The sequence below is a fragment of the Kitasatospora sp. NPDC041917 genome (assembly GCF_055589745.1).
The window spans coordinates 1-26,662 of record NZ_JBVJBI010000070.1 but is presented as its reverse complement, the minus strand read 5'-3'; the positions used below and the strand labels follow the sequence as shown (position 1 = coordinate 26,662).

General features: G+C 71.7%; 24 protein-coding genes and 1 riboswitch. Of the genes, 12 read left to right on the top strand and 12 right to left on the bottom strand.

Annotated features, from left to right (window positions below):
• Positions 1-142 precede the first annotated feature (142 nt).
• The 3 genes from ACZ6EM_RS39165 to ACZ6EM_RS39155 are packed head-to-tail and all read right to left on the bottom strand — an operon-like array spanning position 143 to position 3,371.
• On the bottom strand, positions 143-1,219 hold the full coding sequence (locus tag ACZ6EM_RS39165) for a threonine aldolase family protein (protein ID WP_359914671.1): 1,077 nt from the start codon (positions 1,217-1,219) through the stop codon (positions 143-145).
• Positions 1,216-1,974, bottom strand: coding sequence for an SDR family NAD(P)-dependent oxidoreductase (locus ACZ6EM_RS39160; protein ID WP_359914666.1), 759 nt, complete (start codon positions 1,972-1,974; stop codon positions 1,216-1,218). Before ACZ6EM_RS39160 ends, ACZ6EM_RS39165 begins: the two co-directional genes overlap by 4 nt.
• A complete protein-coding gene (locus tag ACZ6EM_RS39155; protein WP_452180163.1) occupies positions 1,971-3,371 on the bottom strand; it encodes a DUF6421 family protein in 1,401 nt (466 codons plus the stop codon). Before ACZ6EM_RS39155 ends, ACZ6EM_RS39160 begins: the two co-directional genes overlap by 4 nt.
• Positions 3,372-3,901: 530 nt before the next feature.
• Between ACZ6EM_RS39155 and ACZ6EM_RS39150 the strand changes: the two genes are divergently transcribed.
• The 5 genes from ACZ6EM_RS39150 to ACZ6EM_RS39130 all read left to right on the top strand — a co-directional run bounded on the left by ACZ6EM_RS39150 (position 3,902) and on the right by ACZ6EM_RS39130 (position 8,555).
• Positions 3,902-4,780, top strand: a complete 879-nt coding sequence (locus ACZ6EM_RS39150; RefSeq protein ID WP_465774563.1) for an ABC transporter substrate-binding protein — start codon at positions 3,902-3,904, stop codon at positions 4,778-4,780.
• A gap of 140 nt (positions 4,781-4,920) precedes the next feature.
• Entirely contained in the window at positions 4,921-5,742 is an 822-nt protein-coding gene (locus ACZ6EM_RS39145; RefSeq protein ID WP_401054860.1) for an amino acid ABC transporter permease, read from the top strand.
• Positions 5,739-6,497 carry an amino acid ABC transporter ATP-binding protein gene (locus tag ACZ6EM_RS39140; RefSeq protein ID WP_359914658.1) on the top strand — a complete coding sequence of 253 codons (759 nt, stop codon included), beginning with the start codon at positions 5,739-5,741 and terminating at the stop codon, positions 6,495-6,497. The genes ACZ6EM_RS39145 and ACZ6EM_RS39140 overlap by 4 nt, the downstream gene beginning before the upstream one ends.
• A 347-nt stretch (positions 6,498-6,844) precedes the next feature.
• Positions 6,845-7,399, top strand: a complete 555-nt coding sequence (locus ACZ6EM_RS39135; RefSeq protein WP_465774562.1) for a DUF5134 domain-containing protein — start codon at positions 6,845-6,847, stop codon at positions 7,397-7,399.
• Positions 7,400-7,607: 208 nt separating this feature from the next.
• Positions 7,608-8,555 (top strand): M56 family metallopeptidase, encoded by a 948-nt coding sequence (locus ACZ6EM_RS39130; RefSeq protein WP_401053960.1) that lies wholly within the window; start codon positions 7,608-7,610, stop codon positions 8,553-8,555.
• Between the two features lie 38 nt (positions 8,556-8,593).
• On the opposite strand, the gene ACZ6EM_RS39125 is transcribed toward ACZ6EM_RS39130, so the two are convergent.
• Complete coding sequence (locus ACZ6EM_RS39125; protein ID WP_401053962.1) at positions 8,594-9,028, bottom strand: MarR family winged helix-turn-helix transcriptional regulator; 435 nt, start codon at positions 9,026-9,028, stop codon at positions 8,594-8,596.
• Between the two features lie 87 nt (positions 9,029-9,115).
• Here ACZ6EM_RS39125 and ACZ6EM_RS39120 point away from each other — a divergent pair, with 87 nt between their 5' ends.
• Both ACZ6EM_RS39120 and ACZ6EM_RS39115 read left to right on the top strand, forming a co-directional pair.
• On the top strand, positions 9,116-10,630 hold the full coding sequence (locus ACZ6EM_RS39120) for an MFS transporter (protein WP_401053964.1): 1,515 nt from the start codon (positions 9,116-9,118) through the stop codon (positions 10,628-10,630).
• Between the two features lie 229 nt (positions 10,631-10,859).
• Positions 10,860-11,465, top strand: coding sequence for a TetR/AcrR family transcriptional regulator (locus tag ACZ6EM_RS39115; RefSeq protein ID WP_401053965.1), 606 nt, complete (start codon positions 10,860-10,862; stop codon positions 11,463-11,465).
• 79 nt (positions 11,466-11,544) lie between these two features.
• Here ACZ6EM_RS39115 and ACZ6EM_RS39110 read toward each other — a convergent pair whose 3' ends face one another.
• Positions 11,545-12,411 carry a helix-turn-helix domain-containing protein gene (locus ACZ6EM_RS39110; protein WP_188297256.1) on the bottom strand — a complete coding sequence of 289 codons (867 nt, stop codon included), beginning with the start codon at positions 12,409-12,411 and terminating at the stop codon, positions 11,545-11,547.
• Positions 12,412-12,829: 418 nt separating this feature from the next.
• On the opposite strand from ACZ6EM_RS39110, the gene ACZ6EM_RS39105 reads away from it, so the two are divergent.
• Positions 12,830-13,405 (top strand): ATP-binding protein, encoded by a 576-nt coding sequence (locus tag ACZ6EM_RS39105; RefSeq protein WP_401053985.1) that lies wholly within the window; start codon positions 12,830-12,832, stop codon positions 13,403-13,405.
• 288 nt (positions 13,406-13,693) lie between these two features.
• Here the strand turns inward: ACZ6EM_RS39105 and ACZ6EM_RS39100 are convergent, their stop codons facing one another.
• Positions 13,694-13,957, bottom strand: coding sequence for a DUF397 domain-containing protein (locus ACZ6EM_RS39100; RefSeq protein ID WP_097235176.1), 264 nt, complete (start codon positions 13,955-13,957; stop codon positions 13,694-13,696).
• 560 nt (positions 13,958-14,517) lie between these two features.
• Here ACZ6EM_RS39100 and ACZ6EM_RS39095 point away from each other — a divergent pair.
• The 3 genes from ACZ6EM_RS39095 to ACZ6EM_RS39085 all read left to right on the top strand — a co-directional run bounded on the left by ACZ6EM_RS39095 (position 14,518) and on the right by ACZ6EM_RS39085 (position 17,912).
• On the top strand, positions 14,518-15,474 hold the full coding sequence (locus tag ACZ6EM_RS39095; protein ID WP_465774561.1) for a sirohydrochlorin chelatase family protein: 957 nt from the start codon (positions 14,518-14,520) through the stop codon (positions 15,472-15,474).
• 453 nt (positions 15,475-15,927) lie between these two features.
• Positions 15,928-16,098, top strand: a riboswitch (cyclic di-AMP (ydaO/yuaA leader).
• Complete coding sequence (locus tag ACZ6EM_RS39090; protein WP_465774560.1) at positions 16,085-17,449, top strand: transglycosylase family protein; 1,365 nt, start codon at positions 16,085-16,087, stop codon at positions 17,447-17,449. (Overlaps the previous riboswitch by 14 nt.)
• Positions 17,450-17,711: 262 nt before the next feature.
• The gene (locus ACZ6EM_RS39085) at positions 17,712-17,912 is read left to right on the top strand and encodes a hypothetical protein (protein ID WP_359911715.1); all 201 of its coding nucleotides are present in this window, start codon (positions 17,712-17,714) and stop codon (positions 17,910-17,912) included.
• Between the two features lie 102 nt (positions 17,913-18,014).
• On the opposite strand, the gene ACZ6EM_RS39080 is transcribed toward ACZ6EM_RS39085, so the two are convergent.
• The 5 genes from ACZ6EM_RS39080 to ACZ6EM_RS39060 form a co-directional block, all read right to left on the bottom strand.
• Complete coding sequence (locus tag ACZ6EM_RS39080) at positions 18,015-19,034, bottom strand: LacI family DNA-binding transcriptional regulator (RefSeq protein WP_359911712.1); 1,020 nt, start codon at positions 19,032-19,034, stop codon at positions 18,015-18,017.
• A 25-nt stretch (positions 19,035-19,059) separates the two neighbouring features.
• A complete protein-coding gene (locus ACZ6EM_RS39075) occupies positions 19,060-20,757 on the bottom strand; it encodes a glycoside hydrolase family 13 protein (protein WP_401045335.1) in 1,698 nt (565 codons plus the stop codon).
• 144 nt (positions 20,758-20,901) lie between these two features.
• A complete protein-coding gene (locus tag ACZ6EM_RS39070; RefSeq protein ID WP_359911706.1) occupies positions 20,902-21,807 on the bottom strand; it encodes a sugar ABC transporter permease in 906 nt (301 codons plus the stop codon).
• Positions 21,808-21,847: 40 nt separating this feature from the next.
• The gene (locus tag ACZ6EM_RS39065) at positions 21,848-22,849 is read right to left on the bottom strand and encodes a carbohydrate ABC transporter permease (protein WP_401045341.1); all 1,002 of its coding nucleotides are present in this window, start codon (positions 22,847-22,849) and stop codon (positions 21,848-21,850) included.
• Between the two features lie 215 nt (positions 22,850-23,064).
• Entirely contained in the window at positions 23,065-24,342 is a 1,278-nt protein-coding gene (locus tag ACZ6EM_RS39060) for an extracellular solute-binding protein (RefSeq protein WP_465774559.1), read from the bottom strand.
• 310 nt (positions 24,343-24,652) lie between these two features.
• Here ACZ6EM_RS39060 and ACZ6EM_RS39055 point away from each other — a divergent pair, with 310 nt between their 5' ends.
• Positions 24,653-25,159: a GNAT family N-acetyltransferase gene (locus tag ACZ6EM_RS39055; protein ID WP_387685292.1), complete on the top strand. Its 507-nt coding sequence runs from the start codon at positions 24,653-24,655 to the stop codon at positions 25,157-25,159.
• A 32-nt stretch (positions 25,160-25,191) separates the two neighbouring features.
• Here ACZ6EM_RS39055 and ACZ6EM_RS39050 read toward each other — a convergent pair whose 3' ends face one another.
• Positions 25,192-26,256: an aldose epimerase family protein gene (locus ACZ6EM_RS39050; RefSeq protein ID WP_401045345.1), complete on the bottom strand. Its 1,065-nt coding sequence runs from the start codon at positions 26,254-26,256 to the stop codon at positions 25,192-25,194.
• Between the last annotated feature and the right edge of the window lie 406 nt (positions 26,257-26,662).

Sequence of the window (26,662 nt, the reverse complement as noted above, 5' to 3'; positions counted from 1 at the left end):
AGTTTCATTCATCGGATTTGCTTTCCGCTTTGCCGCCCCGGTCTCCCGCGGCGACTCCGGAACTGTACGGGGACCGGCCCGCCACATGCAAATCGTCCCGCCCCGCTGACGCGGGACGGGACGATCCGTGGTTCGGGCACCGTCAGGCGCGGCCCATCTCCTCGGCGATGGCCGCCGCGAAGGCGTCGATGTCGGCCTCCGTGGTGTCGAAGGCGCACATCCAGCGGACCTCGCCGGTGTGCTCGTTCCAGAAGTAGAAGCGGTAGCGCTTCTGGAGCCGCTCGCTCACCTCGCGCGGGAGGATCGCGAACACCGCGTTCGCCTGGACCGGGCGGACCACCTCGACGCCGTCGATCTTCCGGACCGCTGCCTCCAGGCGGCTGGCCATCGCGTTGGCGTGGCCGGCGTTGCGGAGGTAGAGGTCGCCGGAGAGCAGCGCCTCGAACTGGACCGAGACGAAGCGCATCTTCGACGCGAGCTGCATCGAGGTCTTGCGCAGGTACTTGATGTTGCGCACCCGCTCCGGGTTGAGCACCACCACGACCTCACCGAAGAGCAGGCCGTTCTTCGTCCCGCCGAAGGAGAGCACGTCGACGCCGACGTCGGTGGTGAAGTCCCGCAGCGGCAGGCCGAGCGAGGCGGCGGCGTTGGCCAGTCGGGAGCCGTCCACGTGGACGAGCATGCCCAGCTGGTGGGCGTGCTCGGTGATCGCGCGGATCTCGTCGGGGGTGTAGAGGGTGCCGAGCTCGGTGCTCTGGGTGATGGAGACCGCGAGCGGCTGCGCGCGGTGCTCGTCGCCGAAGCCCCAGGCCTGCTGGTCGAGCAGCTCGGGGGTGAGCTTGCCGTCCGGGGTGGGGACGGTGAGCAGCTTGATGCCGCCCATCTTCTCCGGGGCGCCGCCCTCGTCGACGTGGATGTGGGCCGACTCTGCGCAGACCACCGCGCCCCAGCGCGGGAGCAGCGACTGGAGGGCGACCACGTTGGCGCCGGTGCCGTTGAAGACGGGGTAGGCCTCGGCCTTCTCGCCGAAGTGGCGGCGGAAGACGTCCTGGAGGTGGGCCGTGTAGTCGTCCTCGCCGTAGGCGATCTGGTGACCGCCGTTGGCGAGGGCTATCGCGGCGAGGACCTCCGGGTGGACGCCGGCGTAGTTGTCGCTGGCGAAGCCGCGGACGGCGGGGTCGTGCCGCCGTACCGCGTCCGTACGGGTGAGGTCGGTCATCGGGCTGTCAGCCACAGGTGCTGTCCGTTCAGTTCTGCTGCGGGGCGGTCCCAGAGGCCCGCCAGGTGTCCGGCGAGGTCGGTGGTGTCCGTGAAGCCGGCGAACTTCGCCTCCGGCTTCTCGGCCCGCATTTCAGGGCTGACCAGCGCCTTGATGACCAGGATCGCAGCCGCGGCGGTGGGCTCGCCGTCGGGGTCGGTGGTCTCCTTCTTGAAGGAGTCCGCCATCGCGAGGGTCCACGCCTCGGTGGCGGCCTTGGCGGCCGCGTAGGCGGCGCCGCCGGCGGTGGGCTTGTGCGCGGCCGCGGCGGAGATCATCGCGTAGCGGCCGGCGGTGCTGCGGACCAGCGCGGGCTGGAAGGCCAGCGAGGTGTGCTGGAGGGTCCGCACGACGGTGTCGTGCAGGAAGTCCCAGTCGTCCAGCCGGGTGTCGAAGAAGGTCTTGCTGCCGCGCCAGCCGCCGACCAGGTGGAACAGGCCGTCGACGTGGCCGTGCTCCGACTCCAGGTGGTCGGCCCAGTCGTGGACCTCCTGCGGGTCGAGCAGGTCGATCACCTGGCCGCTGACCTTGGCGCCGCGGACGGCCACCCGGGTGGCGTCCAGGGCGGACTCCAGGCGCTGGGCGTCGATGTCGGCGCCGATCACGGTGGCACCGTCGGCGGTGAGGCGGCGCAGCACGGCGCGGCCGGCCGGGCCGCTGGCTCCGGCGACGGCGATGACCTTGCCGGCCAGCGGGGCGTTGGTGGAGGTGGTCACGCGGCGACTCCCTGGATCCCGGCGCCGGTGATGCCGGCGGTGGCGGCGATGACGCCGCTCAGCTTCTTGTTGAGGGCCTCGTAGAACATGCTCAGCGGGAACTCGTCCGGGAGCACGGCGTCGCACAGGGCCTTGTTGAGGGCCTTGCCGTCGGTGATGTCGAGCGGCAGCGCCTCGGAGCCCTTCGCCCAGGTGGAGGCCGGGTGCGGGGTGAGGTAGCGGGAGACCAGCTCGTAGGCGGCGATCCAGTGGGCCGGCTTCGGCCGGTCGATGCCGTCGCGGTAGAGGGTCTCGATCTCGGCGCAGAGCGCGTTGGTGACCTGCGGGGCGCGCTCCCAGTCGATGCTGAGGCGGTTGTCGCGCCAGCGCAGCGCGTCGTGCTTGTGCAGGTAGGCGAAGAGCAGCTGGCCGCCCATGCCGTCGTAGTTGCGCACCCGGTCGCCGGAGACAGGGAAGCGGAACAGGCGGTCGAAGAGGATCGCGTACTGGACGTCGCGGGCGTGCGGGTTGCCCTCGGTCTCCAGCTTCACCGCCTCCTTGAAGGTGGTGAGATCGCAGCGGAGCTCCTCCAGGCCGTACATCCAGAACGGGCTGCGCTGCTTGATCATGAAGGGGTCGAACGGCAGGTCGCCGTGGCTGTGGGTGCGGTCGTGGACCAGGTCCCACAGGACGAAGGTCTCCTGCGCGCGCTGCTGGTCCTGGAGCAGGCCCTCGGCGTCGGCCGGGATCTCCAGGCCGAGCTGCTGGACGGCGCTGGTGGAGACGGCGCGGAAGCGGGCGGCCTCGCGGTCGCAGAAGATGCCGCCCCAGGTGAAACGCTCCGGCGCCTTGCGCACGGAGACCGTCTCGGGGAAGAGCACGGCGGAGTTGGTGTCGTAGCCGGCGGTGAAGTCCGTGAAGGTGATCGGCACGAACATCGGGTTGTCGAAGCGGGTGCGCTCCAGCTCGGCCAGCCAGTCGGGCCACACGACGCTCAGCAGGACGGCTTCCAGGTTGCGGTCCGGGTTGCCGTTCTGGGTGTACATCGGGAAGACGACCAGGTGCTCCAGCCCGTCCTCGCGCTGGTCGGCGGGCTGGAAGGCGAGCAGCGAGTCCAGGAAGTCGGGCTCGCGGTAGCCGGTGTCGGCCCACTTGGCGAGGTCCGCGTCGACGGCGGCCAGGTAGGCGGCGTCGTGCGGGAAGTGCGGAGCGAGCTCCTGGACGGCGGCGCGGACGGTGGCGACCAGCGGGTCGACCGTGTGCCGCTGGACGGCGGCCAGGTCGATCGAGCCGTCCTTCGACTGGAGCGGGCGCAGCGTCTCGACGGCCTCCTTCAGGCGCAGCCAGGCCGGGTGGCCGGCGAGGGTCGAGACCGGGGCGTCGGCCGCCACAGCGAGCCTTGGCGAAAGATTCTGCATCGTGGACTCACTTCGACAGGAGTTATTTCAACGGAGACACCATAAGTACGAAAGGTTCTCCTGTTCAAGAGGGCCAGGACCGGCAAAGCTCCGGTGCACAGCCCCTCCGGCGCCCAAACCTTCGACGGGAGGCGGGTTGTCCGGCATGTGGACAGTGATCTGGATGTTCTGGACAGATGCGCTGTTCTGATGCGAACCTCCCCGCATGCTCCCGGCGGTGATCACGGTGGCCGAACGCCACGACAACCCCTTCCGGGCGCCCTCCCGTCGGCACGTCTGCCGTCGCTGTCGCGCGCGCGGCCTGAGCTGCCGCTGTCGCCGCTGCTGTTGACCGGCCTGCCGCCGCCCCGGCTGCTGCCGATCCGGCTCGGGGGGTGCCGCGGACGCGGGCCCGTACGCCGACCATGCCGCGTGTGTTCCGGCGCCGCCACCGGGGGGAAGTGACCCGCCGGGATGCGGGCCGCCCGTCGCGCCCTCCCGTGCCCCTCCTCGTTCCCCCCGTCCCGCCGGTCCTTCCCTGGAGCCCCGTCATGACCCTCCGCAAGCCCTCCTCCGTACTGCCCATCGCCGCGCTGGTCGCCGCCGCGGCCGTGCTGACCGCCTGCGCGCCGCAGGACCCGAAGTCCGACGCCGCCTCGGGCGCGGCCGGGACGGCGGCGGGCTGCGCGCCGGGTGCGCTGGCCACGCGCACCGCCGGAACGCTGACCGTCGGCACCGACAAGCCCGCGTACGACCCGTGGTTCTCCGACGACAAGCCGGAGAACGGCAAGGGCTTCGAGTCCGCCGTGGCCTACGCGGTCGCCGAGAAGCTCGGCTACCCGAAGGAGAAGGTCGGCTGGGTGGTCGCGCCGTTCAACAAGGCGACCTCCCCCGGCGCCAAGGACTTCGACTTCGACATCAACCAGGTGTCCGTCAGCGACGAGCGCAAGCAGGCCGTGGACTTCTCCTCCGGCTACTACGACGTGCGCCAGACCGTCATCGCGCTGAAGAACTCCAAGGCGGCGGGCGCCAGGAGCATCGCCGACCTCAAGGGCGCCAAGCTCGGCGCGCAGGTCGGCACCACGAGCCTGGACACCATCACCAACACCATCAAGCCGAGCACCCAGCCAGCCGTCTTCGACTCCAACGACCTGGCCAAGGCAGCGCTGAAGAACGGCCAGATCGACGCCCTGGTGGTGGACCTGCCGACCGCCTTCTACATCACCGGCGCCGAGGTCCCGGAGGCCCAGGTGGTCGGCCAGTTCGAGGCCGCCGCGCAGGCCGAGCAGTTCGGTCTGGTGCTGGACAAGGGCTCCAAGCTGACCGGCTGCGTCTCCCAGGCCGTGGACGCTCTGCGCGCCGACGGCACGCTGGCGAAGCTGGAGAAGCAGTGGCTGTCCGACGCCGTCTCGGCACCGGTGCTGAAGTGAGCGCTGACCTGAGCCCCGGGCCGGGCGGGGAGGCGCCGGGCGGGGAGGCGCCGGGCGGGGAGGCGCCGGGCGCCGCCGGTCCGGCGGAGCTCACCAAGGCGCCGGCGACGGAGGACGACTACCGCCCGTCCGAGCGGCGGCTGGCGCACGAGGCGTACCGGCGGTCCCGGGCCCGCCGCTCGGCGCTGATCGCCACCGGCTCGACCCTGGCCACGGCCGTCGTGCTCTACCTCCTGATCGTCAACTCCCCCGGGTGGGAGGTGACTCGGCGGACCTTCTTCAACCTCGACTACGCCCGTCAGGCGCTGCCCGAGGTACTGAAGGGACTGCGGCTGAACCTGGAGCTGATGCTCGGCTGCGGGGCGCTGATCCTGCTGTTCGGGCTGCTGCTGGCGGTGCTGCGGACGCTGCGCGGTCCGGTCTTCCTGCCGGTACGGCTGTTGGCCACGGCGTACGTGGACTTCTTCCTCGGGCTGCCGATGATCATCTGCCTGCTGGTGATGATCACCGGAGTGCCGGCGCTGCGGCTGACCGGGGTGACCACCGATCCGCTGCTGCTGGGCGGGGCCGCCCTGGTGCTGACCTACTCGGCGTACGTGTCGGAGGTGTTCCGCTCCGGCATCGAGTCGGTGCACCCGAGCCAGCGGGCCGCGGCGCGGTCGCTGGGGCTGACCAACGCGCAGACGATGCGGTACGTGGTGCTGCCGCAGGCCGTCCGCCGGGTCGTACCGCCGCTGCTCAACAACCTGGTGAGCCTCCAGAAGGACACCGGGCTGGTCTCGATCGGCGGCGCGATCGACGCGGTGTACGCGGCGAAGATCATCGCGGCTCGCTCTTTCAACTTCACGCCGTACCTGGTGGCGGGGCTGGTGTTCATCGTGCTGACCATTCCGCTGACCCGGTTCGCCGACTGGCTGACCACCCGGATGAACCGCCGCCAGCTCCAGGGAGGTGCGGTGTGACGTCGAGCGACGTGCTCCGGTTGGAGTCGGTGCGCAAGACCTTCGGCGGCCAGGTGGTGCTGCGCGACGTGGACCTCGCCGTGGCCGAGCACTCGGTGACGGCGCTGATCGGGGCCTCCGGCTCCGGCAAGTCCACGCTGATGCGCTGCGTCAACCTGCTGGAGGGGATCGACGACGGGGCGATCTTCCTGGACGGCGAGGAGATCACCGATCCGCGCGCGGACGAGGACGCCGTGCGGCGCCGGATCGGCGTGGTGTTCCAGTCGTACAACCTGTTCCCGCATCTGACGGTGCTGGAGAACATCACGCTCGCCCCGCGCCGGGTGCACCGCGTCGCCCGGGCCGAGGCACGGGCCCGGGCGCTGGAACTGCTCGACCGGCTCGGGCTGGCGGCCAAGGCCGAGGAGTACCCGGACCGGCTCTCCGGCGGGCAGCAGCAGCGGGTCGCCATCGTGCGCGCGCTGGCCACCGGGCCGCGGCTGCTGCTCCTCGACGAGATCACCGCGGCGCTCGACCCGGTGCTGGTCGGCGAGGTGCTGTCGGTGGTGCGGGACCTCAAGGAACAGGGGATGACGATGGTCCTCTCCACCCACGAGATGGGCTTCGCCCGTGAGGTCGCCGACCAGGTCTGCTTCCTGGACGGCGGGGTGGTGCTCGAACAGGGGCCGCCGGAGCAGGTGTTCGGCGATCCGCAGGAGGAGCGGACGCGGCAGTTCCTCAGCCGGGTGGTCGCCTCGGGTCGGCTCCAGGGCTGAGCGCCCCGGCCTGATGGCGGCCGGGTGAGCGGTCCGCTCGGCCGGGGAGTGCGACCAGGCGTGCGACGGGTGCGCGACGAGTACGCGACGGATGCGCGGCCAGGGCTTTCGCAACGACGGGCACCACTGTGCGCCCCTGTACGCGCCCTGGCCGTGCCCGGCCGGGTGCGGTGATCGTGGACCGGACGTCCGTCGCCGCGCACGGGGGCGGCGAACAGATGACAGCTCACGGATGACAGATGACAGCCGACAGATTTCATCATCTGTTCGCTGTCATCTGTCCGCCGACCGCTGTTCGCTGTCCCCTGTTCGCCGCCCCCGGCGCCCACCGCCCCGGGAGGCCGCCGTTGCACGGACCCACCCTGGTCAACTGGCTCCTCGCCCTCCTCGCCACCGGCGCCGGCACGTCCTGCCTGGTCCGGCTGCGCCACTCCCCCTGCGCCCCGGGCGGTGGGCACCGGCCGCTCGCCCGCGAGTCCGACGCCGCCGAGGCCCTGATGGGGTTGGGCATGGCCGCGATGGCCGTCACCGGCGCCACCGTCCCGCCCGCCGTCTGGGCCGGGCTCTTCGGCCTCCCCGCCACCGCCTTCCTGCTCGCCGCCGCCCACGCCCCGGCCGGCCGGGCGCACCGGCTGCACCACGCGGTCGGCGCGCTCGCCATGACGTACATGGCCCTCGCGATGGCGTCCGCCTCCGGGCACGGCCACCACCGAGCCGCCGCCCTGGGCCTTCCGCTGCTGACCGGGGTGCTCCTCCTCTACTTCGCCGCGTACACCGTCTGGACCGGCAGCCGGCTGCTGCGCACTCCGGCGGGCACCCTCGCGGTCGGCACCGCCGGGCTGCCGCAGGCCTGCCGACTGACCATGGGCATCGGCATGTTCGCCATGCTCCTGACCATGTGACGCCCTGCGGGACACCCTCCCGACACCCCAGAGCCTCCGCCCCCTCCACGCCGAAACGTCCCTGCCCCCGCCCCCTCCACGCCAAAGCCCCCGTCCGAGCGTGGCGTTGGTCACTGGCCGGTCGAAAGCCGTTCCACCGGGCGTCGCCAGCGCATAGGTTGGCAGGGAGCGCGTTGTCGCGTTCCGTGCGTACTCGGGGAGCCCATCGATGCCTGCCCTGATCGGCCTGCTGCTGCTCGGCCTGCTGCTCTCGACCCTCGTGCCCCGGCTGCTGGCCCGGGCCCGCTGGGCGGAGCGCGAACCGGTGCTGGCGCTGCTGGTGTGGCAGTGCCTGGTGGTGGCCGTTCTGCTCTGCTGCGCGCTGGGCCTCCTCCTGGCGGCCTCCGCCGCCCTGCCGGAGCTGCGCTCGCTGGTGTTCGCGGGCGCGCCGCACGGCGTGGAGGCGGCGTACGGCCTCCAGGAGGCCGAGGGCTGGGGCCGGCTGTGCGCCGCGGTGCTGGCCGCGGGCGGGGTGCAGACGGTGCTGGCGCTGACCCGGGAGGTTCGTACGGCGAAGGCGGTGCGCAATCGCCGGCACGCCCAACTGGCGAACCGGGCACCGGAGTTGCCCGACACCATCGCGACCGCCCGGAGCCGCCGGGAACGGCTGGTGGTCCTGGAGAACGTCCGTCCGGAGGCCTGGTCGCTGCCCGGCCCGGACTCCCGGCTGGTGGTCACCACCGGCGCCCTCCAGCAGCTGACCGACCGGGAGCTGGCCGCCGTGCTGAGCCATGAGCGCGGTCACGTCCGGGCCCGGCACCACTGGCTCCAGCAGTTCGCCCAGGCGCTCGCCTCGGGCTTCCCCGGGGTCGGCGTGTTCAGCGCCTTCCGGAACCAGGTGGCGGAGCTGGTCGAACTGGCCGCCGACGACCGGGCCGCCCGTCGGCACGGCCGGCACACCACCGCCCTCGCGCTGGCCGAACTCAACCTGGACCGTGGGGTGTTCGGCTCCTGCCCGCCCGGCCTGGCACAGTCCCCGAAGCGGGTGGACCGACTGCTCGCGGGCCGTCCGCGGCTCTCCGTCCCGCACCGGCTGCGGCTCACCGTCGCGGCGCTCGCCGCGCCCGCCGTGGTCGTGCTGCTGGCCGCGGCACCGGGGCTGCACTCCCTGCTGTGAGGTCGACAAAGCACCAGTGCGGCGGTTCTGACGCGACGTCAGCCGGAGGCTGATCCGCCGACCGGGCCGGGACCGTCGCCGAGGGCCTGCTCCAGCACCCGGCGGTGAAGCGGCCTGGCCTGCTCGTAGCGTTCCCGGCCGGCCTCGGTGAGGGTGAGCTGGACGCCCCGGCGGTCGCTCTCGCACATCGCCCGGGTGACCAGTCCGGCCTTCTCCAGGCGGGCGATCAGCCGCGAGAGCGCGCTCTGGCTCAGATGGACGGTGTGGGCCAGCTCGCTCACCCGCACCGCCTGGCCCCCACCGCCCCCGCAGTTCTCGACGAGACGCTCCAGCACCTCGAACTCGCTCATGCCCAGCCCGTACCGGTCGCCCAGTTCGCGGTCGAGGGCGCAGGCCGCGGCGGCATGCCGGGCCAGCAGTTCGCGCCACTGCGCGACGAGACCGGCCTCCGCCGGGGAGTCGAGTTCAGCCACGCCGCCACCCTAGCACGTGCATCGACAATTAATGCGTTCACATTTAATTCATTTGCATTGAATGCATGTGCATGTACTGTCCTCCCCATGACCACCGCGACCGTCACGTCACCCGACGCCCCGTCAACCAGCGGGCCGCACTGGACTCCCCGCCTCTGGGGCACCCTGATCGTGCTCTGCGCCGCCATGTTCCTGGACGCCCTGGACGTCTCCATGGTGGGCGTCGCCCTTCCGTCCATCGGCTCCGACCTGCACCTGTCCACCTCCACCCTTCAGTGGGTGGTCTCCGGCTACGTACTCGGCTACGGCGGCCTGCTGCTGCTCGGCGGGCGCGCCGCCGACCTGCTCGGCCGCCGCCGGGTGTTCCTGGTCGCCCTGGGCGTCTTCGCCGCCGCATCGCTGGTCGGCGGCCTGGTCGACGACGGCGGCCTGCTGATCGCGGCCCGCTTCCTCAAGGGCGTCAGCGCCGCCTTCACCGCCCCGGCCGGCCTGTCGATCATCACCACGACCTTCGCGGAGGGCCCCGCCCGCAACCGCGCGCTGTCGATATACACCACCTGCGGCGCCAGCGGCTTCTCGCTCGGCCTGGTGCTCAGCGGCCTGCTCACCTCGGTCGGCTGGCGCTGGACCTTCCTGATGCCCGTCCCGGTCGCGCTGCTCGCCCTGCTCTTCGCCGTCCGGCTGCTCCCCCGCCCGGTCGAGGAGCGCGCCCAGGGCGGCTACGACGTCCTCGGCGCGATCACCGGCACGGCGACCGTCCTGCTGCTGGTCTTCACCGTGACCGAGGCCCAGGGCGCCGGCTGGCTGAGCCCGCGCACCCTTGGCTCGCTGCTGGTCGTCGCCGTGCTGGCCGCCGCCTTCCTGCGGGTGGAGAGCCGCGCCGCGCACCCGCTGGTGCGGCTCGGCATCTTCCGCAACGGCTCGGTCGCCCGGGCCAACGTGGTCGCCTTCGCGATGACCGGCGCGTACGGCGGGTTCCAGTTCGTGGTCACCCTCTACCTCCAGCACCTGCTCGGCTGGTCGGCCCTGGAGATGGCGCTCGGACTGCTGCCCGCCGCGGCCCTCATCGCGCTCTCGGCGCCGTTCATGGGCCCGATCGTGGACCGCTTCGGCACCGGGCGGCTGCTGCCGATCGGCCTGGCCTCACTGGTCGCCGCCTTCGCCCTGTTCCTGCGGCTGGACGAGCACAGCTCGTACCCGGGCCTGGTGCTGCCCTCGATGCTGCTGCTCGGCGTGGGCTTCGCGTTCGCCTTCCCCTCGGTGAACATCGCCGCCACCGACGGCGTGGGCGACGAGGAGCAGGGACTGGCCTCGGGTCTGGTGAACACCGCGATCCAGGTCGGCACCGCGGTGGTCCTCGCCGGGTCGACCGCGATGATCACGGCCGGCAGCGCGGGCGGCGACAGCCCGCAGGCCCAGCTGGACGGCTACCGGCCGGCGTTGCTGTTCGTCACGGTGGTCGCGGTGGTCGGCCTGGTGGTCGCGACGGCAGGCGCCCTGGTGGACCGGCGTCGCAAGGCGGTTCCCGCACCCGTGCCGGATCGTGACGAGCCGCCGGTCGGGTCGACCGCGGCCCGGGCCGACGTCCTGGCCGGGCGCTGATCCCCGGACCCCGCCCGCGACCGGCCTCCGCGCCGTCGGGCCATGGCGCCGGCTCCACCAAACCCCCGTGTCGGTGGAGCCGGCCGTCTTCGTGGCGGCCGCCCGGGCAGTGCCCGCCGGGGCACGGTATCCCGGTGCGGCTGTCGGCTCCACAAGTATATTGGCCCGGAGCCAACGAACGTTCGGAGCAGACACGATGGCACCTCGCGGGGATTCGGTCAATGAGGAGATGCGGCAACGCTCCCGCCGGCGGATCATGCGGGCCACCGTCGAGCTGGTTGACCAGTGCGGTTACGCGGGCACCACGCTCACGGACATCGCCGAGCGGGCCGGTCTCGCCCGCGGCCTGCTCTCGTACTACTTCGACGGCAAACGGCTGCTCATGCAGTCCGCGACGCACCGGATGATGCACCAGTCACTGGCCGCCACGCTGGCGGAGCTGGCCCCCGGGTCCTCCCCCGACGCACGGCTGGCCGGGGCGATCGACACCGTGCTCGGCCTGGCGATGGACCACCCCCGGGTGATGCGCTCCCACCTGGCGCTGATCCTCGACCCGGACAACGGCGCCTTCGTCCAGGACCCGGAGCAGCAGCAGCTCGGCGCCATCCTCCAGGGGCTGCTGCGGGACTGGGGCGCGCCCGACCCGGTCGCCGAGCACGCGGTGCTGCGCAGCGCGCTGATGGGCGGCTGCATCGGGGTGCTGCTGCCGGGCGCCGAGAGCCCGCTGGCTCTGATCCGCGCCGACCTCTTCGGCCGCTACGACCTGGCCTGGGACCTGGGCCGCCCGCCGCAGCAGTCCCCGCCGGAACGCGAACGGCCGCCGGCCCGCGGCTGACGGCGGGTGGGCGGCCTGGTGACCGGCTGCCGAGGGGCCTCGCGAGGGAGGGAGCTCACAGGCCCCGGACGGCAGCGGCTCAGCGTTCCTTCAGGATCGAGGCGAGCAGGTCTATCGTGCGTTCCGGCGTGAGGCTGTCCACGCAGAGCCGCTCCATGACCTGGATGTAGGCGTCGACGTCGTCGCGCTTGTCCAGGTAGAGCGCGCTGGTGAGCTGCTCCAGGTAGACCACGTCCGCGAGGTCCTGCTCCGGGAAGCGCAGGATCGTGAACGCCCCGGACTCGCCCGCGTGCGCGCCGAACCGGAACGGCATGACCTGGATCACCACGTTGGCCTGCTCGGCCACGTCGATCAGGTACTGCACCTGACCGCGCATCACCTTGGGCCCGCCGACCGGCCGGCGCAGCGCCGCCTCGTCGATGACGGCCCACAGGCGCGGGCTGGCGCCCTCGGCCAGCAGCTTCTGACGGCGCAGCCGCAGGCTGACCCGTCGCTCGACCTCCTCCTCGCTGATGACCGGCCGACTCTGTCCGAAAACCGCCCGTGCGTACTCCTCGGACTGGAGCAGCCCGGGGATGAACTGCACCTCGTAGGTGCGGATCAGCTGGGCGGCCTCCTCCAGGCCGACGTAGGTCTGGAACCAGCCCGGCAGCACGTCGTTGAAGCTGTGCCACCAGCCGGACTTGTTGGCCTCGCGGACGAGGCCGAGCAGGGCTTCCCGCTCGATGCCGTCGTCCACGCCGTACAGACTGAGCAGGTCGGCGACGTCGCGCTCCTTGAAGCTGACGCGGCCGAGTTCCATGCGGCTGATCTTGGACTCGGAGGCCCGGATCGCGTAGCCCGCGTCCTCGCGGGTGATGCCGCGCGCCTCACGCAGGCGGCGCAGCTGCGAGCCGAGGAGGATCCGGCGGACCATCGAGCCGCCGCCCGGCTGAACTGTGGTCATGCGGTCGAAACCTCCACCTAGGGCAAACAGCGCACAGTCTGCCATCAGTTGAGCGCTCACGGTGCCGATACTGACGGATGTTCCTATCAGTTCCGCACTCCACACACCAGGATGCACGTGCATCCGGCGCTTGCATATGCCAATAGTGCGACTGCACGTGAATCGACTCTTGCATCTGCAGTGAGCGCACACCACCATGGTGCACGTGCACCTGCACATCCCTGGCAATCCCGCGGGCTCCGTGTCGACCCCACGCGCGACTCCGTGCACCGACCCGACGACGTCCCCCGCGTCATCGGGCGTTCGAGTGCGCGCGCGCCTGGTCGAGGGGGCGGCCGAGCGGCCGAGCGAGTCGGAGGTGACCGGCATGACCCCGGCGGGTCCAGCCGTGTCCGCCCCCTTATGGGAGGAGCTCTTCATGAGCACCGGTACGGCTTTGGCGGTTGACCCCCTTGTGGTCACCTGTACGCTCGCTCCTCGCTTCGAAGCCGTCAGAACCGCGCGCGACTTCGCTCGGAGCACGCTCCAGCACTGGGGCCTGACGGAGCTGTTCGACGACGTCGCGCTGGTGGCGTCGGAACTCGTGACCAACGCGCTCCGGCATGCGATCGGCGCACGGCCCGACCCGTCGGGCGGCACCCAGGGCGAGTACGGCTTTCCCCTGCAGCCGACCCCGGACGGCCGGCTCCCGATCCGAATAAGCCTGGTGCACCGCGCACCCCAGGTGGTCTGCGCGGTGAGCGATCCGAGCAGCATCGGCCCGATCGCACGGGAGGCCGACTTCGTCGCCGAATCCGGCCGCGGGCTGCACCTGGTGGAGTCGTTCAGCCGCTCCTGGGGCTGGCACCCGCTGGGCAGCGGCAAGGTGGTCTGGGCGATGTTCGAGGCGGAGACGATCGTCGGCTCCCCGCTGGACGGGCACCCCGGACTCGGCGGCCGCTCACCGCTCGACGGCCCCGTCGAGATCGGCGGACGGCATCGGCGCTCGGCCTAGGACGGGCCGTGCGCCCCGACCGGGCCCCCGACCCGAACGGGCCGCACGCCCAGGACGGACCATGCGCCGGGCGGCGCACGGCCGGTCGACGGAAGCCCCGGGAGGACCACACCCCGGGCCCTTCCACTCGGCCCCGCCGAGGACTTCCGCTCCAGTGCGGACGCCTCCGGAGCGGACACCTCCGAAGCGGAGACCGCCGGCGAAGAGGCCCCCGGAGGAGACAAAGACAAAGGCCGTCGTGGTGTCGGCACCCACGACGGCCCCCCGATGATGGAGCACGGCGGTCGGTCAGACCGCCAGGTGGTCGAACTCCCCGTCCTTGGCCCCCAGCAGCAGGGCGGCGATCTCGGCCCGGGTGTAGATGAGGGCCGGGCCGTCCGGGAACCGCGAGTTGCGCATCGCCACATCGCCGCCGGGCAGGGCCGCGAACTCGACGCAGTTGCCCTGGGAGTTGCTGTGCCGGCTCTTCTGCCAGACCACCCCCTGGAGATCGGCGGCGGCCATCCCGTTGTAGGTGTCGTACGAGCCGTGCGTGTCCTGCGAGTCGTGCATAGAAATCTCCCGAAGAGCTTCCGGAGTTGTCGTCCAGCGCGGCGCCCCCGGCACCGTCGAAACGAACGGACCGGCCCCGTACCGGTCCGGCACAACGCCTCACTTGACGCGATGATAGCCGCAGTGCACGTGCATCAGCACGGGACGTTGCAGGTGCACGTGGCCTTTTGTCCGCAGCCGCGAACTCTTCACGGACCCTTCTCCTGACGGTACGTAAACGGACATAGCCGATGAATCGTCGGGCGCGCGATAACCGGCCGTGAGCGCCTCCCCGCTGAATGTTGATCTTCGAATGCCGGGAGTCGCACCCCCGTGACCCTCCGTCAAACCATCCTCATGCTGTGAGACATCTCACGCGCCCCAGGTGCAACGCCGGCGCCCTCGGGTCGCGTCGAGGCAACCACCGGCGGTCGCGCGGGGATTGGGAGCGGAATGTCCGGATTGTAGGCAAAGTGCCCGGACCGGTGCCGGAGACGCACCGGCCTCCGGACCGCGACCGCGTGAAACCCACGCGGCAGCCGACTGCAAGCCGGACGGGCAGATGTCCTACGATCTCCGGCATGAGCACCGCAGCCATCCCGGGCGCGCCACTGCCCGTCCGTACTCCAGGCTCCCGTGCGCGGGGGCGCCACCGTCGTCCCGAGCGCCCCGAGATCCCGGCCGGCGCCCCGGCCCTGGTGCTCGCCGTGCCCGCGACCGCCGGGCCCGAGTCCCGCTCGGTCGTCGAGGAGTTGCTCTCGATCGTCCGCACCGAGCAGAACGGCGTCCGGACCGCGGTCGGCTACCTGCCCGGCAACGGCGGCGAGGGCGCGGGCGGCGAGGACCGCACCGTGGCCGAGCTGCTGGCCATGGCGGCCGAGGCCGGACTGCCGACGCCCGTCCTGGTGCCGCTGGTGCCCGGCCCGCACACCTTCCTGACCGAGCTTCACGCGCTCGCCGCCGAGTACGGCGCGCCCGTCACCGACCCGCTGGGCCCGCACCCGCTGCTGGCCGAGGCCGTGCACGTCCGGCTGTCCGAGGCCGGGCTGGCCCGGGCCGACCGCGCCCGGCTGTTCGCCATCGCGACCGCCGCGGACGGCGTGGTGCTGACCACCGTCGGCGGCGAGGACGCGGCCGCGGCAGCCGGCATCACCGGCGTGCTGCTGGCCGCCCGACTGGCCGTGCCGGTCGTCGCCGCCGCGCTCGACGTGCCCGGCTCGGTGGCCGCGGCCGTCAACCACCTCAGGGACACCGGCTCGCAGCGCCCGGCGCTGGCCCCGCTGGTGATCGGCCCGGAGGCGGACTCCGAGCTGCTCGCCACCGCCGCCGAGGAGACCGGCTGCCCGTCGGCCGCGCCGCTGGGCTCGTACCCGTCGGTCGGCCAGCTGATCGCCTCCACCTACCTGGCGGCGCTGCCCGCGCCGTCCCCGGAGGACCTGGCACGGGCCGAGGCGGAGGCGGCGGCCGCCGAGGCCGAGGGGGCTCTGGAGGGCGTCCGCGGCGCCCACGCGGCCTCCCAGGGGCCCGCAGGGCGGTAGTCGACGACGCGCGCCGGTTGGCGCGCACCGAAGGGCCCGGAACGGCATGCGTTCCGGGCCCTTCGGTTTTGCTCCGCCGGTCCATGGCCGTCCCGCGCGGAAGTCGGACGGCGATGAAGTGGAATGTCCGTTCTGGCCTATTTGAAAGGAAATAGGAAACGCGGTCGCGGGCGCTCGCATCACGACCGCCGCAGCATCTGCCCGGGCGCTCCGGCCCGCGATTCGACGCGCCGTCACACCACTTCTGAAGTGCTGCCAGTTGTGGGCTTCCACAACAGGGTTGCCTGAAAACGATCATTTGCGATCATGGGGAGCGGCAATTTTGGCAGTTCCCACTAAACCGTGATGCGCATCACAGCAGTTTGCAGTTTGAACTTAAGTCTGATTAACGTGCTCCCCGTTCGTGACCACACGAACCCGGTTCATCCGCGACGCCGAGTCCTGCCGTCGGATGTCCTGGCAGCGCGAAATCGCACCACGGCAGGAGCGGGGGACCCACAGGTAAGTCGCCCCGGACCGATCTCCGGAACGGTCCAGGGCTAGGGGTGAAGCCGCGCCCACAGCGCGGCCGGGCAACTCCAGCCCGAATCCGACAGCTCACCTCGCAGGCGTGGGAGAGGACCGCGTCTTCATGCTGCCCACCAACGGCACTCGTCTGTCCAGCCGCACCCGTCGCGTGATCGCCGCCCTCGGCGTCGCGGGCGTCGGCCTCACCGTCCCCTGCATCGCCTCCGGCACCGCCTCCGCCGCCACCGTCGCCACCTGGGACAAGGTCGCCCAGTGCGAGAGCGGCGGCAACTGGAGCATCAACACGGGCAACGGCTTCTACGGCGGCCTCCAGTTCACCTCCAGCACCTGGTCCGCCTTCGGCGGCACCGCCTTCGCGGCGCGCGCCGACCTGGCCACCAAGGACCAGCAGATCGCCGTCGCCGAGAAGGTCCTCGCCTCGCAGGGCCCCGGCGCCTGGCCGGTGTGCTCGGTCCAGGCCGGCCTCACCAAGGGCGGCGCCGCGGCCGCCGTCGACACCTCGGCGGGCTCCACCGCGGGCTCGACCGCCGCCAAGCCCGCGCAGAGCGCCAAGCCGGCCGCCCCGGCCGCCAAGCCCGCTCCGCAGACCCAGGCCCCGGCCGCAAAGCCCGCCGCGCCCTCCGCGCCCTCCCAGGACGGCACGCAGGCCAGCACCGACTCCGCCGCCTCCGGAAACCGGAGCGACTGGGTCCAGAAGCGCCAGCAGCAGGCCCAGAACGGCGACTACACCGTGGTCGAGGGCGACTGGCTGTCCGCGATCGCCGACCAGCACAAGGTGCAGGGCGGCTGGCAGCGGCTGTACGAGCTCAACCGCGGCACCCTGACCGAGGGTCCGGACAGCATCTACCCGGGCCAGCAGCTGTCCTTCGGCGGCAACGGCCAGGCCCAGGCCGGCCAGTCCGCCACCGGCAAGTCCGGCTCGGACTTCACCTGGTTCGACCGCTCGCAGAAGTCCGGCCAGTCCGCGAACGGCGGTGCCGTGAACGCCCAGCCGACCGCGCAGGCCCAGACCCCGGCCGCCAAGCCGTCCACCAAGCCCGCTCCCCAGACCCAGGCTCCGGCCCAGACCCAGGCTCCGGCCGCCACCGGCAGCATGGCCGCCGCGGTCTCCTTCGCCGAGTCGAAGGTCGGTCAGGCGTACGTCTACGGCGGCACCGGTAACGGTGGCTGGGACTGCTCCGGCCTGACCCAGGCCGCGCTGCGCGCCGCGGGCGTCTCCGTCCCGCGCGTCGCCGCCGACCAGGCCGCCGCCAGCACCCACGTCTCGCTGGACAGCCTCCAGCCGGGCGACCTGCTGTTCTGGTCCAACAACGGCAAGGACTCCGGCGTCTACCACGTCGCGATCTACGTCGGCAACGGCAAGTACGTCGAGGCCGCCAACCCGAGCTCGGGCGTCCGCGAGCAGAGCATCGCCAACTGGGCCCCGGACTTCGCCGGCCGGGTCTGAGAACAGCGAACAGCCGACAGTCGACGGATAACAGCTGACAGATAACAGATTTCATCATCTGTCAGCTGTCGTCCGAACGTTGACCGCCCACGCCCCCGGGGAGAGTCTGGTCGCTCCTCCCCGGGGGTTCCGGCATGCCTCCGGCCGTACCTCGTGGCAAATCCCCGCGGTGAATCCCCGTGCTGAATCCCCATGGCGAATCACCGTGGTGAATCCCCGCCCCAACGGGCATGCTGCTGCTCTGCACCCGAGGAGGAGTCACATGGCCCAGGTCACCGTCACCCTCGACGCGAACCTCGCGATCGACGCGATGTTGCTCTCCGGCACCAAGAACCCGCAGGACGCCGTCGAACTGGTCCTGCGCGACTACCTGGCCCGCGGCCGCCGTACCGAGACCCGTACCGGCGAGGCGGCCGACGGGCACCGACCGACCGTCGACCGCCCCACCGCCCAGGAGGGCTGACCGCCCGACGGCCCGGGGCGGCCGACCGCACGCACGCACGCCGAAGGGCCCCGGAGAGCAACCGCCCTCCGGGGCCCTTCCGTCGGCCGTGACGGCCGGGGTTCAGCGCGCGCAGGCCCCGGTGGACCCGCGCATCACCAGCTCCGGCTGGAACATGAACTCGCCGCGCTGGGCCGCGTTTCCGCCGACCTCCTCCAGCAGCGCGTCCACCGCCGCCGTGGCCATCGCCTCGACCGGCTGGCGGATCGTGGTCAACGGCGGCTCGGTGAAGGCGATCAGCGGCGAGTCGTCGAAGCCGACCACCGACACGTCCTGCGGCACCGACAGCCCGCGCTGCCGCACCGCCCGGATCGCCCCGAGCGCCATCATGTCGCTCCCGCAGACGATCGCCGTGCAGCCCTTGTCGAGCAGCGCGCCGGCCGCCGCGTGCCCGCCCTCCACGCTGAACAGCGTGTGGTGGACGAGGTCGTCGGCCTCCTCCCGGGAGAGCCCGAGCACCTCGCGCAGCGCGGCCGTGAAGCCCTCGATCTTGCGCAGCACCGGCACGTACCGGCGCTGACCGACGGCCAGCCCGATCCGCTCGTGCCCGAGTTCGGCCAGGTGCTGGACGGCCATCCACATCGCGGCCCGGTCGTCCGGCGAGATGAACGGCGCGTCGATCTTCTCGCTGTAGCCGTTGATCAGCACGAACGGCACCCCGCGCCCGGCCAGCCGGGCGTAGCGGTCGTGGTCGGCGGTGGTGTCGGCGTGCAGCCCGGAGACGAAGACGATGCCCGCCACGCCCCGGTCCACCAGCATCTCCACCAGTTCGTCCTCGGTGGACCCGCCCGGAGTCTGGGTGCACAGCACCGGCGTGTAGCCGTGCCGGCTGAGCACCTGCTCGATCACCTGGGCCAGCGCGGGGAAGATCGGGTTGCTCAGCTCGGGCGTGATCAGACCGATCAGCCCGGCGCTGCGCTGGCGAAGACGGGTCGGCCGCTCGTACCCGAGCACGTCGAGCGCCGCCAGCACGGTCTGCCGGGTGGCGGCGGAAACGTTCGCCTTGCCGTTGAGCACGCGGGAGACGGTGGCTTCGCTGACCCCCGCCTGCGCCGCGATGTCTGAGAGTCGCGCCGTAGTCACGGTCCCAGAGCCTATTCCAACCACGTCAGACCGCCCACCAGCCGGTGCTGTCCGGAGCGAGCACCGTCTCGCCGCCGTCCACCACGAGGTCGGCCGAGCCCAGCAGCAGCGTGCCCGGGGCGGCGATCCGCACCGGTTCGCCGGTGGTGTTCACGGTGCAGACGAAGGCGCCGCGACGGAACGCCAGGGTGCCCTCGGGGCTCTCCAGCCACGCGACCCCGGTGCCGGCGCCGAGGTCGGGCTGCGCCCGGCGGACGGCCAGCGCGCTGCGGTAGAGCTCCAGGGTGGAGGTCGGGTCGCCGGTCTGCGCCTCGACGCTCAGCCCGGCCCACTCGGCCGGCTGGGGCAGCCAGGACGGCCCGCCGGCCACCGGCCCGAAGCCGTACGGGGCCTCGGTGCCGGACCACGGGATCGGGACGCGGCAGCCGTCGCGGTAGCCGTCCTGGCCGGCCTGACGGAAGAAGGACGGGTCCTGGCGGACCTCGTCGGGCAGGTCGGTGACGTCCGGCAGGCCGAGCTCCTCGCCCTGGTAGACGTAGGCCGAGCCGGGCAGCGCGAGCATCAGCAGGGTGGCGGCGCGGGCGCGGCGCAGGCCGAGCTCGCGGTCGCCGGGGGTGCGGATCTGGGTGCCGAGGCCGGGCTCGTTGGCGAACCGGGTGGCGTGCCGCGTGACGTCGTGGTTGGAGAGCACCCAGGTGGTGGGGGCGTCGACCGGGCGCATCGAGTCGAGCGAGAGGTCGATCACCTCGCGCAGCGCGGTGGCGTCCCAACCGGTGCCCAGGTACTGGAAGTTGAAGGCCTGGTGCAGCTCGTCGGGGCGGACGTAGTTGGCGGTGCGCTGGACGGTCGGGGTCCACGCCTCGGCGACGCCGATCCGCTGCCCCGGGTACTCGTCGAGGATCTTGCGCCAGCTGCGGTAGATCTCGTGCACGCCGTCCTGGTCGAAGAACGGCATGACGTCGTTGCCGAGCAGCTTGAGCTGGTCGGCGCCGCCGAGGTCGGGCAGGCCGGGGGCCTTGACCAGGCCGTGGGCGACGTCGATGCGGAAGCCGTCCACGCCCATGTCGAGCCAGAACCGCAGGATCGAACGGAACTCGTCGGCGACGGCCGGGTTCTCCCAGTTGAAGTCGGGCTGCTCCGGGGCGAACAGGTGCAGGTACCAGTCGCCGGGGGTGCCGTCCGGGTTCTCGCTGCGGGTCCAGGCCGGGCCGCCGAAGATGGACTCCCAGTCGTTGGGCGGCAGTTCGCCCTGCTCGCCCTTGCCGGGGCGGAAGTGGTAGCGCTCGCGCAGCGGGGAGCCGGGGCCCTCGCGCAGGGCGCGCTGGAACCACTCGTGCTGGTCCGAGGAGTGGTTGGGGACGAGGTCGACGATGATCCGCAGACCCAGGTCGTGGGCGTCCCGGATCAGGGCGTCGGCGTCCAGCAGGGTGCCGAACATCGGGTCCACCGCGCGGTAGTCGGCCACGTCGTAGCCGGCGTCCGCCTGCGGCGAGGCGTAGAAGGGCGAGAGCCAGACCGCGTCCACGCCGAGGTCGCGCAGGTAGGGCAGGCGGCTGCGGATGCCGGGCAGGTCACCCATGCCGTCGCCGTTGGAGTCGGCGAAGCTGCGCGGGTACACCTGGTAGATGACCGCGTCCCGCCACCAGCCTCTGGACGCGCTGACGTTCGCCTCGTGAGCGGTGTCGGCGGCAGGCCGGGAGGTGTCGGCCAGGTTCTGGGTCATGGACGGTATCCCTTGGGGACTAGAGGAGCGGAAGGCGCTGGGACGTGGAGGCGCGCGACGAGGTGCGGTCTTGTGACGGCGTGCGGTCTTGCGACGGCGTGCGGTCGTGTGACGACGTGGTGCGCGTGACGACGTGGCGGCCCGTTACGACTTGGAGGCACCGGCGGTCAGGCCGGTGACCAGGTGGCGCTGCACCAGGTAGAAGAAGGCCGCGGACGGGATCGCGATCAGCACGGCGGTCGCGGCCATCAGGTTCCACTGGGCGTCGTGCTCGCTGACGAAGGTCTGGAGGCCCACGGCCAACGTGTACTTGTCGGAGCTGAGCATGAACGTGGAGGCGAACGGCACCTCGGCCCAGTAGGTGAGGAAGGAGTAGAAGGCCGCCACCGCCAGGCCCGGGCGGGCGAGCGGCAGCACCAGCCGCCAGAAGGTGCCGAACGGGCTGAGCCCGTCGACCCGGCCGGCCTCGTCGATCTCCACCGGGATGGTGTCGAAGTAGCCCTTCAGCAGCCAGGCGCAGTACGGCACGGTGGTGGTCGAGTAGACCAGGATCAGGCCGGTGTAGCTGTCCAGCAGGCCGAGTTCGGAGAGCATCGTGTACATCGGCACGATCAGCACCGCGATCGGGAACATCTGGGTGACCAGCAGCGACCACATCAGCGGCTTGTGTCCGGGGAACTTCATCCGGGAGACGGCGTAGCCGGTGGTGGCGGCGAGCATCACGCCGAACACGGTGGTGACGCCGGAGACCAGCAGGGCGTTGCCGAACCAGGTGAAGAAGTCGGTGTCGGACAGCACGTGCTGGTAGTTCGACAGCGTCAGCTTGTCGAGGATCTGGCCGGGGTGGAGGTAGTCGGTCTTGTCCGGGCCGAGCGAGACGAACAGGATCCACGCGACCGGGAAGAGCGCGATCAGGCCGGCCAGGATCAGGGTGCCGTGGGACAGCGCCCGGGCCATCGGGCTGCGCTCGCCGCGGCGGCGGACCTTGGCGGGCCGGGCGGCCGGGGCCGCGGCCGCCGGGCGGGCCGGGAGTTCGGTGGTGGTGCTCATCGGGGTTACCTGCCTTCGTGGGTCAACTGGGTCCGGGGCCTCAGCCGTTGGCCTGCTCGTTGCGGGCGAGCCAGCGCCGGTAGAAGGCGGTGAAGACGATCAGGATGGACAGCAGGATCACGCCGTAGGCGGCGGACTGCGCGTAGTCCCGGGGGATCTGGCCGAAGCCGAGCCGGTACGCCCAGGTGACCAGCAGCTGGGCATCGGGGGCGCCGGTGCCGAACAGCAGGAAGATCACGTTGAACTGGTTGAACGTCCAGATCACGCCGAGCAGCACGACCGTGGAGGAGACGGAGCGCAGCCCCGGCAGGGTGACGTACCGGAAGCGCTGCCAGGCGGTGGCGCCGTCCATCTCCGCGGCCTCGTACAGCTCGGCCGGGATCGACTGGAGGCCGCCGAGCAGCGAGATCATCATGAACGGCACACCGGCCCAGGTGTTCACCATGATCGCGGCCGCCTTCTGCGCCCACGGGTCGGTGAGCCAGCCCGGCTCGGGCAGGTGCAGGAAGGAGAGGATGGTGTTGACGACGCCGCCGTCGGCGAGCATCAGGCGCCAGGAGAAGACGGTGACGAAGGTCGGTACGGCCCAGGGCAGGATGAGCAGCATCCGGTAGGCGGCGCGGCCGCGCAGCTTCTGGTTGAGCAGCAGGGCCAGGCCGAGGCCGAGGGTGTAGTGCAGGAAGACGCAGACGGCCGTCCAGGCGATGGTCCAGACGAAGTGCGACCAGAAGCGGTCGTACGAGCCGGGGCCCCACAGGATGTCGGCGTAGTTGTGGAAGCCGACGAACTCGTAGCTCGCCGGGATCTCGTTGACGCCGATCTTGCGGGCGACGTTGAGGCTGTTGGCGTCGGTGAGGGTGAGCCAGATGCCCTCGGCGAGCGGGTAGAGCACCAGTGCACCGAGCACCAGTACGACCGGGGCGATCATCGCGTAGGCGTACCAGTGCTTGGCGTAGGAGCGCTTGACGCGTTCCAGCAGGCCCGGACGCTGCTCGCGTTCCCGGTTGCCCTTGCCGGTGGCGCCCTGCACGGCGACTGACATCGTTTGCACCTTCTCGGGGGGAATTCTCGGGGGGAGCCGACGGCCCGGTCCGCAGTGGGCGACGGGTGCCGCGGGGCGGGTGGCGACGGGCCGCGGACAGCGAACGGATGACAGCTGACAGATGATGAAATCTGTTATCCGTCATTCGTTCGCCGTCGCGGGGTCACCGCCACCCGCCCGCTGTCATCCGTCGACCGGCGGGCCGGGCGCAGGGACTACTTGGCGAAGCCCGGCAGGAGCTTGGCGTAGTCGGTGGAGACGGTGTTCAGCGCGTCCTGGGTGCTGGTGCCCTGGACGGCCTTGCCCAGGTTGGTGCCCAGCGAGGCGAACAGCGAGCTGTACTCGGGCAGCTCGGGGCGCGGCTTGGCGCTGCTCAGCACGGCCTGGAAGCCGGCGATGCCAGGGTCGGCCTTGACGTCCGCGGTGAAGGCGTCGGAGCGGGTGGGCAGGGTGGAGTTCTTCTGCGCGATGAACGCCTGACTCTCGGCCGAGGTCATGAAGGCGGCGAACTTCTCCGCGGCGGCCTTGTGGGCCTTGTCGGCGCCCGCGTAGACCGAGATGTTGTGGCCGCCGGTGGGAGCGCCACCCTTGCCGGCGGAGCCACCGGGGACGGCGGCGATGCCGAGGTTGTTCTTGTCGGCGAAGGCCGAACCCTTGTAGATGTTGGTGATCTCCCAGGGGCCCTGGACGATCGCCGCGACCTTGCCGCTGTTGAAGGCGTCCATCATGTGCGCGTAGGCGTCGGTGGTGACGTCGGCCTTGACGGTGCCCGGCGCGGTGAACATCGACTTGTAGGTCTCGACGGCCTTGACGGCCTCCGGCGAGGCGACGGTGATCTTCTTGCCCGCGGCGTCGACGGTGTCGGTGCCCTCGCCGAACAGGAACGGCATCGCGTAGTAGCCGTCGGCGGCCTTCAGCCAGAAGCCGTCCACCCCGGCCTTCTCCTTGACGGCGGCGGCGTCGGTCTTCAGCTCGTCCCAGGTCTTCGGCGCCTCGGTGATGCCGGCCTTGGTGAACAGCTCCTTGTTGTAGAGCAGGCCGAGGGTGTCGGTCACCAGCGGCACGCCGTACAGCTTGCCCTCGTACTTGGCCTGCTGGATCAGGCTCGGCTGGAAGGCGGAGGTGTCCGCGGCGGCCGGGGTGCCGTCCAGCGGCTCCAGGTAGCCGGCCTTGGCGAAGGCGGCGGTCCAGCCGACCTCGGAGCGGAACACGTCCGGAGCACCCTTGGCCCCCATCGCGGTCTGGAGCTTGTTCTGCGCCTGGTCGAACGGCACGTTGACGAAGTCGACCTTGACGTTCGGGTTCGCAGCCTCGAACTTCTTGACGAGCTCCTGGTAGTTCGGCGCCTCGTTGGTGGCGTTCGAGGTGTCCCAGTACGTGAGGGTGACCGGCCCGTCGGCCTTGCCGTCGGAGCTGGAGCCGCTGCTGCTACAGGCAGCCATCGAGACCGCGAGGGCCACAACGAGGGCAGAGGCCGCGATGCCACGCCGCATGAGAACTCCTTGGGAGGGTGGGGGTGCCCGAGATGTTCGGAGACAGGCGCATAATGGCTGCCTCGTACCGACCGCACCGTTGCTGCCGTCGGGCTCGGGAAGGAAGTTAACAGCGGTGCAAGATCGACGGAAAGTCCTTGCAGCAAGTTTCTGCAAGAAACCGCGATCGTTACGCCCGCGTGTCCTGGACGTTGCCGCTCGGTAGTTGACGGCCGCACCGATTGCCCGAGTTTGCCCGATTCTCCCCTCTGCTGACTGGCCGACGGCACCACCGTGCGTGGCCGAAAGCGGCCTGCAGCAGACTGGACGCATGCGAATCAGAGCCGTCACCAGGGACGAACTTCCACTGCTCGCCGAACTGGAGCGGGCCGCCGGCGCACCGTTCGCCGCGATCGGCATGCCGGAGATCGCCGAGGACGAACCCCCGGCACCGGAGGAGCTGGCGCACTACCTGGAGCAGGGCACCGCCCTGGTCGCCGAGGCCCCCGACGGGACCGTCGCCGGCTACCTGCTCGCCGAACCGGTGGACGGCGCGCTGCACATCGAACAGGTCTCCGTGCACCCCGACCACGCCCGCCGCGGCATCGGCCGGGCACTGATCGAGCACCTCGCCGAGACCACCGACGCCCCCGCGCTCACCCTCACCACCTTCGCCGAGGTCCCCTGGAACGCCCCCTACTACGCCCGCTGCGGTTTCCGCCCGCTGGCCGGGGAGGAACTCACCCCCGGCCTGCGCGAGATCCGCCGCAAGGAGGCCGAACACGGTCTGGACCGCTGGCCCCGGCTCTGCATGCGCCGGGACCTCGCGAAGCCGTAGCGCGCCGGGCACCGCCGGCCGGGCACCGCCCGCTAGTTGGTCCCCAGCCGGAGCACGGTCGTCGAGCGGAACTCCTCCCCCGGCCGCAGCTCCGTGCTGGGGAACGCCGGGTGGTGCGGGGAGTCCGGGAAGTGCTGGGTCTCCAGCGCGATCCCGGCGAACGGCCCGTAGGGGACGCCGCGCGCGCCGGTGACCGCGCCCTGGAACTTGTTGGCCGTGTAGACCTGGACGCCCGGCTCGGTGGTCAGCACCTCCAGGGTGCGGCCGCTGACCGGGTCCTCCAGCAGCGCGGCCCGCGCCGGGCTGCCGTCCCCCGGCCGGCCGCGCAGCACCCAGTTGTGGTCGTAGCCGCCGGGCCCGGTCAGCTGGGGGTGCTCGTCGTGCACCGACTTGCCGATCGGCGTGGCCACCGTGAAGTCGAAGGGCGTGCCGGCCACCGGCTCGGTCCGGCCGTACGGGATCTGCCGCTCGTCGGCGGGGGTGTACGTGTCGGCGTCCAGGGTGAGCAGGTGACCGAGGACGTCGCCGCTGCCTTCACCCGAGAGGTTGAAGTACGCGTGGTTGGTGAGGTTGACGACGGTCGGCTTGCTGGTGACGGCGCGGTAGGCGATCACCAGCTCGCCGGAGGCGTCCAGGGTGTAGGTGACGGTGACGTCCAGCGCGCCCGGGAAGCCCTGGTCACCGTCCGGGCTGTGCAGCGCCAGCCGCACGCCGCCGTCGACCGGCCCGGCCTCCCACATCCGGTGTGCGAAGCCGTCCGGCCCGCCGTGGAGGGTCATGCCGCCACCCGTGGGGGCGAGCTGGTGCTCCTCGCCGTCGATGGTGACCGACGAGCCGTCGATCCGGTTGGCGTACCGGCCCACCACCGTGCCGTAGTGCCGGGCCGGGCCGAGGATCCCGGACAACCGGTCGGTGGCCAGAAGCAGTTGGGCGACGCGGCCGGAGCGGTCCGGTGCGCTCAGGGTGTGCAGGGTCGCGCCGAGGGTGAGCACGCTCGCCTCGTACGGGCCCGCCGTGAGCGTCCAGCGCTCGATCGCGGCGCCCGCGCCCGAGGGCTCCAGGGGTTCCTGCCGCACGCTGGTGGCCTCGCTCGCCATGGGCCTGCTCCTCACTCGCGGCCGGGTCGCGCCGCGGCCGCCCGGTTCCGGGTCCGTCGAGGGGTCGCCGCGGCAGCCCCGTGTCCGTCAGCCTAGCGACGGCGGCGGCCGCGGGGGCGCTTCCGCGAACCCACGCGCCGCCTCCCGCGCCGCCGTCCACCATCTGGCGCCCCCTACGACCGCCGGGCGCCCCACCCGCGCACCGGGCTCCGGCCACGACCGCCAGGCGCCCGCCACGAACCGGGCGCCCCACCCGCGCACCGTGCACCGGCCACGACCGCCGGGCGCCACGACCGACCCCGGGGCCGCTCCTAGTGCCGCATCAGACTGCGTTCGCCCCGTTGTGACGCATCGCTCGGTTGCCGCCAGGTGGCAACCGAGCGGCCAGAATGATCACGTGGCTGAA

Bases quoted from the DNA above. Each gene is read 5' to 3' on its own strand.
- ACZ6EM_RS39120 (WP_401053964.1), top strand. From the start codon at position 9,116: ATGACCACCGCGACCGTCACGTCACCCGACGCCCCGTCAACCAGCGGG.
- ACZ6EM_RS39085 (WP_359911715.1), top strand. From the start codon at position 17,712: ATGGCCCAGGTCACCGTCACCCTCGACGCGAACCTCGCGATCGACGCG.
- ACZ6EM_RS39155 (WP_452180163.1), bottom strand. From the start codon at position 3,371: ATGCAGAATCTTTCGCCAAGGCTCGCTGTGGCGGCCGACGCCCCGGTC.
- ACZ6EM_RS39105 (WP_401053985.1), top strand. From the start codon at position 12,830: ATGAGCACCGGTACGGCTTTGGCGGTTGACCCCCTTGTGGTCACCTGT.
- ACZ6EM_RS39115 (WP_401053965.1), top strand. From the start codon at position 10,860: ATGCGGCAACGCTCCCGCCGGCGGATCATGCGGGCCACCGTCGAGCTG.
- ACZ6EM_RS39055 (WP_387685292.1), top strand. From the start codon at position 24,653: ATGCGAATCAGAGCCGTCACCAGGGACGAACTTCCACTGCTCGCCGAA.
- ACZ6EM_RS39075 (WP_401045335.1), bottom strand. From the start codon at position 20,757: ATGACCCAGAACCTGGCCGACACCTCCCGGCCTGCCGCCGACACCGCT.
- ACZ6EM_RS39100 (WP_097235176.1), bottom strand. From the start codon at position 13,957: ATGCACGACTCGCAGGACACGCACGGCTCGTACGACACCTACAACGGG.
- ACZ6EM_RS39165 (WP_359914671.1), bottom strand. From the start codon at position 1,219: ATGACCGACCTCACCCGTACGGACGCGGTACGGCGGCACGACCCCGCC.
- ACZ6EM_RS39095 (WP_465774561.1), top strand. From the start codon at position 14,518: ATGAGCACCGCAGCCATCCCGGGCGCGCCACTGCCCGTCCGTACTCCA.
- ACZ6EM_RS39150 (WP_465774563.1), top strand. From the start codon at position 3,902: ATGACCCTCCGCAAGCCCTCCTCCGTACTGCCCATCGCCGCGCTGGTC.
- ACZ6EM_RS39060 (WP_465774559.1), bottom strand. From the start codon at position 24,342: ATGCGGCGTGGCATCGCGGCCTCTGCCCTCGTTGTGGCCCTCGCGGTC.
- ACZ6EM_RS39110 (WP_188297256.1), bottom strand. From the start codon at position 12,411: ATGACCACAGTTCAGCCGGGCGGCGGCTCGATGGTCCGCCGGATCCTC.
- ACZ6EM_RS39070 (WP_359911706.1), bottom strand. From the start codon at position 21,807: ATGAGCACCACCACCGAACTCCCGGCCCGCCCGGCGGCCGCGGCCCCG.
- ACZ6EM_RS39050 (WP_401045345.1), bottom strand. From the start codon at position 26,256: ATGGCGAGCGAGGCCACCAGCGTGCGGCAGGAACCCCTGGAGCCCTCG.
- ACZ6EM_RS39065 (WP_401045341.1), bottom strand. From the start codon at position 22,849: ATGTCAGTCGCCGTGCAGGGCGCCACCGGCAAGGGCAACCGGGAACGC.
- ACZ6EM_RS39130 (WP_401053960.1), top strand. From the start codon at position 7,608: ATGCCTGCCCTGATCGGCCTGCTGCTGCTCGGCCTGCTGCTCTCGACC.